Origin of the sequence: Flavicella sediminum (assembly GCF_006381105.1) — a bacterium.
GTDB lineage: Bacteria > Bacteroidota > Bacteroidia > Flavobacteriales > Flavobacteriaceae > Flavicella > Flavicella sediminum.
The window spans coordinates 134,543-148,865 of sequence record NZ_VDET01000013.1; the positions used below are offsets into that span (position 1 = coordinate 134,543).

7 protein-coding genes are annotated in these 14,323 nt (G+C 34.6%); all 7 read left to right on the top strand.

Going from position 1 to position 14,323, the window contains the following annotated elements; translation table 11 throughout:
- Positions 1-114 precede the first annotated feature (114 nt).
- The 7 genes from FGM02_RS12310 to FGM02_RS12340 all read left to right on the top strand — a co-directional run bounded on the left by FGM02_RS12310 (position 115) and on the right by FGM02_RS12340 (position 14,229).
- Positions 115-2,118, top strand: coding sequence for a glycoside hydrolase family 127 protein (locus FGM02_RS12310; RefSeq protein ID WP_139958678.1), 2,004 nt, complete (start codon positions 115-117; stop codon positions 2,116-2,118).
- A 77-nt stretch (positions 2,119-2,195) separates the two neighbouring features.
- Positions 2,196-3,524 carry a glycosyl hydrolase family 28-related protein gene (locus FGM02_RS12315; protein ID WP_139958679.1) on the top strand — a complete coding sequence of 443 codons (1,329 nt, stop codon included), beginning with the start codon at positions 2,196-2,198 and terminating at the stop codon, positions 3,522-3,524.
- A 171-nt stretch (positions 3,525-3,695) separates the two neighbouring features.
- Positions 3,696-5,024 carry a hypothetical protein gene (locus FGM02_RS12320; RefSeq protein ID WP_139958680.1) on the top strand — a complete coding sequence of 443 codons (1,329 nt, stop codon included), beginning with the start codon at positions 3,696-3,698 and terminating at the stop codon, positions 5,022-5,024.
- The gene (locus tag FGM02_RS12325) at positions 5,025-7,103 is read left to right on the top strand and encodes a T9SS type A sorting domain-containing protein (protein WP_139958681.1); all 2,079 of its coding nucleotides are present in this window, start codon (positions 5,025-5,027) and stop codon (positions 7,101-7,103) included.
- 592 nt (positions 7,104-7,695) lie between these two features.
- Positions 7,696-10,770 (top strand): SusC/RagA family TonB-linked outer membrane protein, encoded by a 3,075-nt coding sequence (locus tag FGM02_RS12330; RefSeq protein WP_139958682.1) that lies wholly within the window; start codon positions 7,696-7,698, stop codon positions 10,768-10,770.
- A gap of 15 nt (positions 10,771-10,785) precedes the next feature.
- Positions 10,786-12,543 carry a RagB/SusD family nutrient uptake outer membrane protein gene (locus tag FGM02_RS12335; protein ID WP_139958683.1) on the top strand — a complete coding sequence of 586 codons (1,758 nt, stop codon included), beginning with the start codon at positions 10,786-10,788 and terminating at the stop codon, positions 12,541-12,543.
- Between the two features lie 12 nt (positions 12,544-12,555).
- Positions 12,556-14,229 carry a hypothetical protein gene (locus FGM02_RS12340; protein ID WP_139958684.1) on the top strand — a complete coding sequence of 558 codons (1,674 nt, stop codon included), beginning with the start codon at positions 12,556-12,558 and terminating at the stop codon, positions 14,227-14,229.
- The last annotated feature ends 94 nt before the right edge of the window (positions 14,230-14,323 follow it).

The window sequence follows — 14,323 nt, forward strand, 5'->3', positions numbered from 1 at the left end:
TTGGAATTCAATGCTATACGTTTTGATGAAGAGTTGTTTAATTGTATTGGTTAACTGGAAGTTATAACTAAAGGATGTGGTTGTTAGGAGCATCATAAAAAAGAGGAATTAAATATGAGAAAAATAATATTTGTATTAATAGTATTCATGTCTTTAATCTTGCATTCTCAAGAAAAAGGAATTATAAATAATGCAAACAGTCCCCATATAAAATTTAAAAGTATTGATATAAAAGATTGTAAATGGACAGAAGGATTTTGGGCAGAAAAGTTTAAAGTAGCAGAAGAAGTAATGGTTCCTAATATGGGAACTATTTTAAAAGGAGATATAGGAGGAGCTTTAAATAATTTTAAAATTGTAGCTGGAATTAAAGAAGGAAAACACTTTGGAACCAATTGGCACGATGGAGATTTTTACAAATGGATGGAAGCAATGTCTTATTTATATGCTCAAAATAAAAATCCTAAATTAATTGAAGAACTGGATGAGATTATTACAATTATAGGAAAAGCGCAAGCCAAAGATGGCTATATTTCTACTTCAACGATGTTAAAAGATATAGAACGTTATTCTAATACAAGACAGCATGAATTGTATAATAGTGGTCATTTATTAACAAGTGCATGTATTCATTATAGAATTACAGGAAAGAGTAATTTTTTAGAGATAGCTATAAAACATGCAGATTTTTTATACAAAACATTTCAGCCTCAAACGGATGAATTGATGAGGTTTGGTTTCAACCCGACTCAAATAACGGGTTTGATAGAATTATATAGAACGACAAAGGACAAGAGGTATTTAGAATTAGCGCAAATATTTATTGATAAAAAAGGAACTAGAAAGGAAATTACACGTGGTACAAGCCCTAATTTTTCAGGAGATATGAATCAAGATCGTATTCCTTTTAGAAATCAAAAAACAGCAGAAGGGCATGCTGTATTGGGAATGTATTTATATGCGGGTGCTGCCGATTTGTATGCCGAAACAGGCGAAAAAGCAATCCTTATATCCCTTGATAGGATTTGGGATAATGTGACCAATAAAAAAATGTATGTTACGGGAGCCTTAGGACAGACACATCACGGAGCATCTTCTCATAATGATTTGGTACACGAAGCTTTTATTAATGAGTATATGATGCATAATGATAATGCATACAATGAAACTTGTGCCAATATCTGTAATGCTATGTTTAATTATCGAATGTTAGGAATAACAGGAGATGCTAAACACACATATGTAATGGAGTTGGTCTTGTACAATAGTGCTTTGTCTGGAATTAGTGTTGATGGGAAAAATTATTTTTACACAAACCCATTACGCAGACATGATAAAAGTGAGATTGATAATAATGTTGAGTTTGGTACTAGAGTTCCCTACATAAAATGTTTTTGTTGTCCTCCAAACCTTGTTAGAACCATTGCTAAATTATCAGGATGGGCTTACAGTTTAACAAAAAATGGTGTTGCGGTTAATTTATATGGTGGAAATGAATTAAATACTAAAATGTTAGATGGTTCAACCTTAAAAATCGTACAAAAATCAGCATATCCTTGGAAAGGAAATGTGAAATTAACAATTGAAAAAAGTAAAAAGCAAGCGTTTGATGTATTACTTAGAATTCCGGGGTGGGCAACTAAAACCAAAGTTACTGTAAATGGAAAACCAGTAGCTCAAAGGGTGGTTTCTGGTGAATATTTGAGCATTCATAAAAAATGGAACAAAGGAGATCTTATCAATATTGAATTTCCAATGGATGTTAAATTAATAGAAGGAAATCAATATATAGAGGAAGTTAGAAATCAATTGGCTGTTAAAAGAGGTCCTGTAGTATATTGTTTAGAATCTGCCGATTTAGGCTCAAATCGTAAGGTTTTAGATACTTACATTCAACCAAATTCCAAATTTGAGGTTCGCTATAAACCCAATTTATTAGGCGGACTTAGTACTATTGAAAGTGAAGTAAAAATTCGTAAGTCGAATTCAAAAGAAATGTACAGTGAGTTCGTTGCTCCTACTTGGGAAAGTTTAAAAATTCAATTTATCCCTTATTACGCATGGAGTAACCGTGGCGTAGGAAATATGAGTGTTTGGTTGCCTATTCACCATAATTAAAGTTTCAAAAGGAAATGTCAAGAATTAACGATCGATAGCAGTCCATATCTGCGATACTTATAAAAATAAAAATTAGAATGATTTTAAAAACGAATAAATTTTGGAGTACAACTTTAGTGTTATTGTTTTTTACAACAATAAATGCGCAATATAAAGAAACGTTGGATCCAAATGGATTCCGTGTGAATTTGAAGAATGATTATGGTTTAGTTGATGATAATGCTTCAGAAGATCAGAGTCAAAAACTTTTAAAAGCAATTGATGCAGTAAATAGAAAGAGAGGAGGAGGGATAATTGAGATTCCAAAAGGGACCTATCAATTATTTGGAATTAGATTAAAATCAAACGTACACTTACTAATTGATGCGGGTACTGTTATAAAACCATCAAAAAATAGTGGATTGGTTTTTAGTTTGGATTCGAAAACGGGTAAAGGACAAGCTTATATTGAAAATGTTAGTATACGTGGCGTTGGAGGAAAATTTATTATCGATTATCACACGCGTAAATATGGAGAAAAACAACGAGGAATTATGGCCAGAATGGTCAAGAATTTTTTGATTGAGAATATGATTGTAAAAGACAATTACTCTACTTATTGCGGCATAATTCTAACCTTAACAAAAACGAATGAAGACATTTCAGATTGGGAAGTTTCGCGTCCTACAAATGGCATTATTCGGAATATCAATCATTTTAGAGCGAATCCTGGTTATGGTTTGGTACAATGTCATGGCGCACAGTCTGTTCATTTTGAAAATCTATATTCTTTAGGAGGCATCGCATTAAGATTAGAAGTTGGTGCTAATATATTGCACGTTGGTGTTTTTGATATTACGGCTAAAAATATTGTGTGTGAAAAAGGTGGAGTTGCTGTATTAATGGGGCCTCATTCAGCAAAATTCGGTACTGTTAAAATAGATGGGGTAACCTCAATAGGCTGCGGTTTCGCTGTAATAATTACAGATGGGCATGTTAAACATGGTGCTCCAGATCAAACTCCAGGGTATTTTGGTAATGATTCTTATGTGAAAAATATACGTGCTATTTTTGGTACAGAGGGACTGTTTAAAGGAAATTATTTTTCGTTTGCAGCCAATGACGCATATTACGATCTCGTTAAAATTTGGTACAAAGGGAAGTTTTTAAGTGCACCTTCAATCGCAGCAGTTAAAGTTCGAACAACAACTTATAAGGTAAAAGTAGAAAATATAACGATGGAAGGCTTTACATATTTTAATGACAAACCTATTCTTACCGATAATGATACAACAATAAAAAATTGGCAACAAGAAAAAAACAAATGGGTGAAGGGGCATCAAGGTCCGCAGTGGAAAACAGACAAAGGAGTCATTGTGTCTGATTATAGTGTTGAAAACTGGATCACTAAAAACCCATATGAATAGAACATAAATTAAAAAGTGTTGTGTAAATAGATTTTTTTGCTGAAATCAAAAAAGCGCAAAAAATCACATTATAACAATATGCAAATCGATAACAGGTATTTATTGTTTTTAAAAAAAGACATTGATTCTGTTTAACAAATAACAAAAGCTAAATCTTTCAATTAAAACAAAATGAAAAAAACAAATTATGTAGTGAATCTTCTTGTAATGATTCTTTTGTGTACGATAAATAATGTACATGCACAGTACAAAGAAACGATGAACCCAAAGGGCTTAAGCAAAAATCTAAAAAAAGATTATGGTTTGGTAGATGACAATGCGGCAACCAACCAAAGTGAAAAATTAACAAAGGCAATTGATTTTATACATAAAAAAGGAGGAGGACGAATTATCATTCCAAAAGGGACTTACAATTTATCAGGGATTAAATTAAAGTCGAATGTACATATACTAATAGATGCAGGAACGGTGATAAAACCGAAAGGAAATTCAGTATTTACATTTGATACCAAAACAGGTAAAGGACAAGGTTATATTGAAAACACAAGTGTAAGAGGGGTTGGCGGTAAGTTTATTGTAGATTATCATACCCTTTTATACAAAGATAAACAACGTGCTATTGTAGCCAGAATGGTGAAGAATTTTATGATTGAAAACATGATTGTAAAAGATAATTATTCTACGCACTGTGGTATCATTTTCACACTTACTAAAACCATGGAAGATATCTCTAAATGGGAAGTTTCACGTCCAACGGATGGTATACTTCGTAATATTTGTCACTTTAGAGCCAATCCAGGTTATGGTTTGGTACAATGTCATGGCGCACAATCTATACATTTCGAAAATTTATATTCTTTAGGAGGCGTTACGTTGCGATTAGAAGTTGGGGCTGACTTATTGCATGTGGGGGTTTATGACCTGACCGCTAAAAATATAATCAATGAAAACGGTAGAATGGCCGTTTTAATGGGACCTCATTCTGCTAAATCTGGCGTGGTGACTATAGATGGTGTGACGACAATTAGCTCAACTTATGCAATTGGTATGAGTGATGGACATGTTAAAAAGAATGCACCAGATCAAACACCAGGGTATTTTGATAACAAATCATCTATAAAAAATGTGCATGCTATTTTTGGAACAAATGCACAGTCAAGATCTGATCAGTCTCTTTTATCCTTACCAAATAATAATTATTATGATAGCTTTAGAGCATGGCGTGCTGAAAACGGGAAATTTTTTGATGGACCTTCTATAAGTGCAGTCTCTAAACGTAATGAAACGTACAATGTGACACTTACAAATGTTACAACAGAAGGTTTTCCATATTTTAAAGACAAACCAATTCTTACACCTGCTGATGTGAGAAAAGGAAAGGGTTGGGATGAAAAAAAATCCTGGTTAGCGAAACATCAAGGTGATAAATGGTTGTCGGATAAAGGGGGAATTATTGAAGATTATAGTGTAGAATCTTGTATAGATAAGAATCCTTATTAAATGAAAAGCAAACCTCATTTTTTAAAGTTACTACTGTTTCTATGTGTATTCAAACTAATGCATGTAAATGCGCAGTACACAGAAACTATGGATTCCGAAGGGGTGTATAAAAACCTAAAAGACGATTATGGTTTGGTGGATGACAATGCGAGCACAAATCAAAGTCAGAAATTAGTAGATGCTATTAATGACCTAAGTGCATTGGGTGGAGGAAGAATTATCATTCCAAAAGGAGTTTATAATTTTTATGGAATTCGCTTGCAATCCAATATTCATATTTTAATAGAAGGGGAAACCGTTATTATTCCTCCAGAAGATAGTGGTACGGTTTTTAATTTGGATACAGAAACAGGAAAAGGGCAGGGATATATTGAAAATGTGAGTATTCGCGGATTTGGAGGAAAATTTATAGTAGATTATCATACGCGTCTTTATAAGGAGAAGCAACGGGCAATTATTGCCAGAATGGTTAAAAATTTCCTTATTGAAAATATGATAGTAAAAGATAACTATTCTACCTATTGTGGTATTATCTTGAGTCTGACAAAAGAAAAAGGGGATATTTCTACCTGGGAAGTATCTAGGCCAACCGATGGAATTCTTCGCAATCTATGTCATTATAAAGGCAATCCTGGTTATGGCTTGGTGCAATGTCATGGTGCGCAATCGGTTCATTTTGAAAACTTGTATTCTTTAGGAGGTGTTACGCTTAGGTTGGAAGTCGGGGCCAATATTACACATGTAGGCGTATTCGACATCACAGCAAAAAATATTATTTGTGAAAACGGAAGAATGGCACTGCTAATGGCACCGCATTCAGCTAAATGTGGAACGGTTACGGTAGATGGTTTGACAACTATTAGTTGTACGGTGGCGGTTGGTATTGGAGATGGTGCTGTAAAAGAAGGTTCGCCAGATCAAACGCCGGGTTATTTTGCCAACGATTCTTCTATAAAAAATATTCATTCAATTTTTGGTGTAGAAGCTCAGTTCAAAGGAGGCGGTTCTTTTTTGGCAATTCCGAATAGAGATTATTACGATGCCATTAAAGTATGGATTTATGGGAAGTTTTTTGACGGTCCTTCGGTAAGCGCTGTAAGTTATGGGGTAACCACTTATACCGTAGGAATTGAAAATGTGAGTTTAGCAGGATTTCCAAACAATTACAACAAACCGATTGTTACCGAAGCAGATGATAGGCCCGGGAGTAATTGGAATGAAATAGATTATTGGTTAGTAGGGCGTTCAGATGAAGATGGAAATCCGAAAGCAGAATGGATTTCTGATAAAGGCGTTTCTACAGCTGATTATAGCGTTGAAGATGGATTGGATGGAAGTGTGTTTAGATCGAGGATTGTGGATGAAGAAATTGAAAATGATCATTTTCTAATTAAAGTAATTGGAGAAACTTGTCCAAACCAAAACAATGGTAAAATTGAAATTAAGGCAAAAACCAAAAGAGCGTATCAACTAGATTTAAAGGGTGTCGCTTACAGTTTTACAGATGAAATTGTCATTGAAAATTTGGAACCAAACAGTTATGAATTGTGTATTTCGACCTCAGAATTGTCCGATGAAAATTGTTTTAGTGCAATAATTCCAAAGGCACAAACAATTTCAGCGAAAGCAATTGTAAATTCAGGAAAGGCTTCTGTGGTTATAAATTCAGGAACACCCCCTTATCAAGTTTTTTTAAATGGGAACACCTTATTCAAAACTTTGCAAGAAAATTTTAAGGTGAAAGTTCAGGCTGGTGATTTGTTAGAAGTTACTTCAAGCAAAACTTGTGAAGGTTTGTTTACCAAAAACATGGAAACGGTAAATGAAATGAGCATCTATCCCAATCCCGTTAGCACAGAGTTGACTATTAAAAGTAAGGCGCTCTCCTTTAGTGTTGTAGAAATAGAAATATTAGATCTGCTTGGGCGAAAAATAGTTCACTTAAAAAAGAAAGTTTTAGAAAACGGACTGCTAAAAATGAACACGCAAGGAATTCCGTCGGGAACCTACTTTATAAATGTGTATGACTTAGTTTCGAGAAAATTACTGGCGCACAAAAAACTTTTAGTTATAAAATAAGTTATAAAAAAACAAACGTATTTGTATAAACAAGCATTGAAAAATCAGATTAAAATGAAGATTTGACGAATAACTGATTCCTACTATTGTATCCTAAAAAGGTAAACCATTTGTAAAAAAAGCAAACGGTTTACCTTTTTTTTGTGGATTTTTTTTTGATGAAATGAATGGGGATTTCCACAAGTTTTTTTTCCTGAAAATAGACTAATAATTGCAACAAAATTCGGAATTCGTTTCTTAAGTATCGTTTTTTTTCAATTGTTCACTATTTGCTTTCGTTTGATTTTGTCAATAAATTCAATGGCTGTAAACCATGTCGTACTCAGAGAGACCTCATTAAATCTACAAAATACACCATAGAATTATAATAGTTGAATCTTTGACAAGTACCGCCAAAGGACACTCTCTTTTTTTACGAAACAGCAATTTCTAGTAGAATTTCGAAAATCGGTTGTTGTAAAGTAAGGAGCTATGAAAAGGCTGTTAGAAGACGTATTTATTAAAAGCTTAAACTAAAACCAATGTAGCAAACCAAAAAAAAGAAACTTTCAGAGAACTAGTAAAGACCAATAACTAAATTAATCTAAATGAAATGAATTTAAAAAAACTATTAAGAAATAAAAAAAATAGGAAGACGACAGTCTATCTGTGTTTGTGTTTTTTCTTGTGTTTTGCAACGCAAATACAGGCACAAAAAATAGCGGTAAGTGGTGTGGTAACCAATAGTGAAGACGGTATGCCCGTTCCTGGTTTATCTGTTGTAATTAAAAACACCAACAAAGGAGTGGTAACCGATTTTGACGGAATGTATACCATCAAAGCAAAAGTAGGCGATGTATTGACATTTTCTTATGTAGGGATGCAAGAGATGTCAGTGAAGGTTTCTGGAACCAAACACAATGTAATAATGACAGCCCTTTTAGAGAGCTTAGAAGAAGTGGTTGTTATTGGATATGGAACTCAAAAAAAGAAAGAAGTTACAGGTGCTGTTGCACAGGTAAAGTCGGAAGAAATTGAGAATTTTATTACGGCAGATTTAGGTTCGGCATTGCAAGGTCAAATAGCAGGGGTTTCGGTAACATCTACTTCTGGGCAGCCGGGTGATGAATCCAGTATTTTAATTAGAGGAATCACGTCATTACAAGGTAGTAATGAACCTTTGTATGTTGTCGATGGTATTCCTCAAGTTGGAAATCCAGGAATAAGTCCTACCGAAATTGAAACCATTGATGTTTTAAAAGATGCAGGTTCTACAGCCGTTTACGGAGCTAGAGGAGCAGCGGGGGTAATTTTAATTACCACCAAACGTGGAAAAGATGGTAAAATGCAAGTAACCTATACCACTACCTATGGTATTCAACGATTAAATAAAGGTTTGCCGCTTATGAATGCGGAAGACCAATTGTATTTTAATATTGCAGGTAGGTATTATAATGATGGCGTTTTAACAGAGCTAACACAATCGAAGTGGTTAAATAACGACAATTCATTTACAGATTATGTAGTACGTCCAAATGCTGCTACGGATACGCATGTATTGAATATTACAGGGGGTAATAAGGATTTTAGCTACAATGCGGTAGCTGGTTATTTAAATCAGGAAGGTGTTATTATTAATTCTGGTTTTAAAAAATACAACGGGCGTATCTCTACGACCTACAATTCTGATAATTGGAGTATTAGTTCAAGTATTGCCATGTCTACACAAAAACAAACAAAAATTTCAACGGCATTGTTTCAAAATGCAGCCTTTTATTCACCACTATTTCCCAAAGTAAATCCAGATTCTGATGTAGCTTATTCTAACGGAAACGGATCTGTGACTACACCTTTAAATAGATTGTTAAGTTCAATTAGAGGAGACAATACAGGAACAAGTGAGCGTACCAATGCTAGTTTAAGTATTAGAAGAAATTTTGGAGAAAATTTTTCTGTAACAGCTAGAGGGGGTGCTGCGATTAGAACAGATATCAATAATAATTTCAATCCGTCAACAAAAATCATAGATATTACCGACAACTCTATAGACGATGATCCTACAAAAAGTTCTGTTTCTGCAGAAGCTATTCGATCTATAAAATCGAGTGTAGATTTAATTTTGAATTATAAAAAATCGATAGGAGATCATAATTTTAATGCAACAACTTCTTTATCGATAGAGTCGCAATCTAAAGAATCTTTTGAAGCATCTCGACAAGGAGTTGCCAACAATGAAATCAAAGTAATCAATGGTGGTACTATCAATCCGCAAGCTTTTAGTGGAAGTTCAGGAATCAACCTCACTAAAAATACAGTGGGAACCATGGGTAGAATTCAATACAATTACAAAGGGAAATATTTGTTCTCGGCTTTGGCTAGATATGATGGTTCTTCTCGATTTGGTTCAGATTATAGATGGGGAGTGTTTCCAACAGTTTCTGCCGGATGGAATGTTTCTGATGAAGCGTTTTGGGATTCTATTAAAGGAACTGTAAACAATATGAGAGTGCGTGCCAGTTATGGAAAAGTAGGAAACGATAGTTTTTCTGATTATGAATATCAAAGTACCTTGGCACAAGGGTCTGATTATATTTTTGATACGACGGATTCTGTGGAGTCGTTTGGAGCCATTGTAAAATCCTATTCCAATGCGGATGTCAAATGGGAGACGTCTATTCAGACAAATATAGGGATAGATATGGGCTTCTTTAGAAATAAGTTAACGGTCTCAGCAGATTATTACAAAACAAATAAAGAAGACATGTTATTTCCAGTGCGTTTGCCTGGGTCTGCAGGAGCTGTTTATGATAGCTCGTTAGTACTGAATGTTGGTAATATGAGCAATGAAGGATTTGAATTGGCAACAAAATATAGATACAATATTGGTAAAAGCAAAATAAATGTAGGGCTGACTTTTGCAACAAATAAAAATGAAGTCACCAAAATGTTTGGAGATACAGATTTGATTTACAATTCAGGGTCTAACATTGGAGGAAACCCGACAACAGTATTAAGTGTTGGACGTGAAGCGGGTTCTTTTTGGTTGTACAAAACAGCGGGGATTATCAATGATACTGAGGAATTAGCAGAATACCAACAATTTTCAGCATTTACAAGTACTGCTAAAATGGGAGACATCAAATTAGTAGATACCAATAAAGATGGAGACATTACGGAAGACGACAGAGTTTATTCAGGAAGCGGCCTTCCAGGTTATGAAATTGGTTTTAACTACAGCTGGATGTATGCGAATTGGGATTTATCTATGAATTGGTATTCTACTTTAGGATCAGAAATTATCAATGCTCAAAAAAGAGAAGCTTATGTGCGTGGTAGACATCAAGATCAAATCAGTCAATGGACACCAGATAACCCAAATTCAAACATTCCATCTTGGGAAGATAAAGCAGATGCAAATTTTATTGGAACAACAGATTATTGGTTAGAAGATGGAGATTATTTACGATTAAAATTGGTAACCCTAGGCTATAATTTGCCAAAACAAGTTTGCACAGCTATTGGTTTGAGTAGTTTACGAGTATACGCTACAGGGCAAAACTTACTAACGTTTACAAAATATAGCGGTTTTGAACCTGAAATAGGAGGAAATGTACAGAAACGAGGAATCGATTTAGATAGGTATCCTACATCGGCTTTGTATTCTATGGGAATAAAGGTTTCATTTTAATAAAATTAAGAGAATATGAAAAATTTTATATGTTTAATGACATTATTTAGTAGCATTAGCTTATTACAGTCTTGTGTGAATTTTTTAGAAGAAGACAATCCGAATGAAATTACAGAAGTTGCTTTTTGGTCGGATTTAACGAAGACCAATACGGGTTTGACAGCTGCGTATGGGGCCTTGCAAGATGAATTTGTATACAGCGTTTCAGATGAAATGTTGCGTTCAGACATGGGTTTTTTAAAAGATAGAAATAGAATACCTACCAATTCATTTTACCGACAATCATTTGATGCAAATACTAAAAATATAGGTAAAAGATGGGAGTCTATTTATCAGATTATTTGGAGAGCAAATCAGGTAATTGAAGGATTAGAAGGTTTGGATGCTGAATTTAAAACGGGACTTAATGAAGAAGTCTGGAAAAATCAAATGGGACAAGCAAGGTTTTTAAGAGGTCTTGGACATTTTTTTGCCCATTCTGTTTTTAACAAAGGAAGTGTAATCATTCGAAATAAAGTACCTAGATCTACAGCAGATTTTAATAAACCCCTTTCTACACCCCAAGAAGTAAAAGATTTTTTTAGAGCTGACTTCGAGTATGCCTATAAAAATTTACCAGCGCAAGCAGAAGAAAAATCAAGAGTAGATGCAGGAACTGCTGCCACTTTGCTAGGAACTAGTTATTTGTATGAAGGGAAATATGAGGAAGCAAAAGTTTATTTTGAGGATGTGATTCATAATTCAGCTTATGGGTATGAATTGGTCAAAGATTATACCTTGATGTTTACCAGAGCAGGTGGTTTTAATTCAGAGTCTATTTTTGAAATTAATTATGGAGAGCTACAAGTTGAAGATAATAATTTCGACGAAGAAAGTTTCTTTAACCGATTAGCAAGGTATACTTCTGCAACTTCAACAGGTGGAGGTACAGCAAATCATACGGTTCCTTCGGCTTGGTTAACAGAAGCTTATGTGACCGATGCTTTGGATACTCAAGACCCTAGAAATTATGTAAGTAATGGAAGCGGGGGTACAAGATTGCGAAAGGCATCTTTTAGAACATCTGCCATGATGGCCGTTGTAAATGATGAAGATACACCTTACTATTTGGCACCTTCAGCTCCTATCAAAGAATCATTTGGAGCTTTGCGATTTTCTTTTTTCAAACATTTTACCAATCATGATTACACCGATCATGAATCAAATATTGCATTAACCTCTTTGAAATCAGCAAAAAACTTTACGCTGTACCGTTTAGGCCATGTATATATGATGCAGGCAGAATGCTTGATAGAAACTGGAGATTTAAGTGGAGCACTTGCTTTGATTAATACCGTAAGAGCACGTTGGGGATTAAGGTGGCTAGGACTTTCTGATGGATCGAGTCATGATTTTGACGAAGTAGCTTATACGCAAGAAAGCTTAAGAGAACGCTATAGAAATTATGAGAAACCATTAGAAACTTCGGTTGAAGGCTTTTCTATGAGGAATATAGACCTACAAAGATGGGGCAATGTAAAGCAACGTTATATGGAATTGGATGCAGCTGTGTTTTATTTGATTCCGTATCAATACACAAATGAAGAAGGAGGAACCGCAACTCGAAGTGCAAGTTTTATTACAAAAACAGTTCCAGGAAGTGTGGCGCCAGAAGATGTAACGATAGTAGATATGGAGTATGCAGAAGCGGCACGGGTGTATGATGAAGACAAGCATGCTTATTTGCCATTGCCTACCGTGGAGTCGTTAAACAATAGAAATGCAACGAATTAAAATATTGAAAAAATGAAAAATACAATGTATAAATCGGTTTATTTTTGCTTATTCCTTTTAGCTATAGGCTGCGGCGGTAACGAGTATGAATTGCCTTACAACGATTATTCTAGTTTTTGGTTGACAACCACCGAAGATGCTGGAGATCAAACAGAATTTGATAAAATAGTAAATCAAAAAGAGTTTATTGCCTTTTTCGACTTGTCTAGAAATGCTGTTTCTCATAAATGGATTACGCCAACATCAACAAAATTTTTAAGCAAAGATTTTACAGAAGGCGATTCTATATACACAGATTATATCATCGGTAATAGAGGAGAATCTACTGATAAATTGGTGAATGTTTATTTTCCAGAAGGCGGACAATATGAGGTAAAACTCGAAAATACATTTAGAGACTCTGTAAATACAGGGGTTTATTCCGTTGAAAAAGATCTTTGGGTGGTGCATCAAACCTTTAGTGTTGATGTCTATGCAGATACGAATCCGGCAGCAAAAATACTTTTCAATGAAGTAGAAGTTTTTGTAATGGAGGATACGGAAAATCCATCTTTAGCTAATAAAGCATCTTGGCCGGTATTAAATATTGAAGCTGGTGATGAATTGGTTTTTGTGGATGCTTCTACGGAAGGTAGACCAAGCGGTAGTAAGTGGGTGTTAGAAGGGGCAAAACCAGAAACTGGAGGAAAAGATACCTTAGCTGTTTTGTATAATAAATTTGGTGAATATACCGTAAGCCTAGCGTCGGTAAGAAAACAACCTTCTAAAACAGTGGAAAAACCACTTCCAGTGATTATAAAAGTAAATCCTTCTAACAAACCATTTGTAATTAATGGAAAGGTAACGATGGATGCGGATGGAGTTATTTCATTTGCGGTTACAGGTGAAGTGGATGCTGTGTTTGGACAAGCAGATAAATTTAAAGTGCATGTAACCAATAATAGTGCTGGTTTTGATGAAGCTATTGCCGTAGAATCTGTGGCGATTAATAGTGAAGATGCAACGATTATTGAGTTAACATTGGCAAGTCCAATTTTTAATACTGATAAAATAGACTTGTCTTTTACAGGAGGAAATATTACCTCAGTCGATGCAAGGGTTCTTGCTGATTTTGGTCCTTTACCAATAAGTGTGGCTTTAGGAAATACGGTACTGATTGATTCATGGGCCGGTTATGAATTGGAAGCTACAAATTGGAAAAAAGCCAATGCCGAAGGTTATTTTGTAGGAAAAACAAACGGAACAGAAGTTGCACCCGTTTTTTCTAGAGTTACCGATAAATTGTTTTCAGGAAATGCGAGTATGCGTTATTCTTCAGAAGGTATTTCGACAGTTACATTACAAGGATCAAATTTTTCTGTACCTAATGGAGTGCCTAGTGGAACTTATTTTGTTTCTTATAAAGTGTTTTTAGAAACGGGAAACACCATGCAATCTTTTACCACCATTGTCGATCCAAAAGGGGGCGATAAAAAAAAAGAAACGAACTGGGATGTTAGTGAAGCAAATAGTGTAGAACGAGGTAAGTGGATTGAAATTAGTCAAGAAATTGTGCTTGAAAACTCCATAGATTCTGGAGTTCGCTTCGATTTAAAAGTAGATGAGGCTACCAATGTAGGAGTCACAGGAACTCAAATAATTTATTTTGACGATTTGAAATTTATACCACTTGTTCCAAGAGAATAATTTTAGGGTTTAGCTAAAATAGAATATTTAAATGCTGAAAACTATCCAATTAAATTTGGGTAGTTTTCTGTGTTAAAAAAAGTTGTGCTAACAT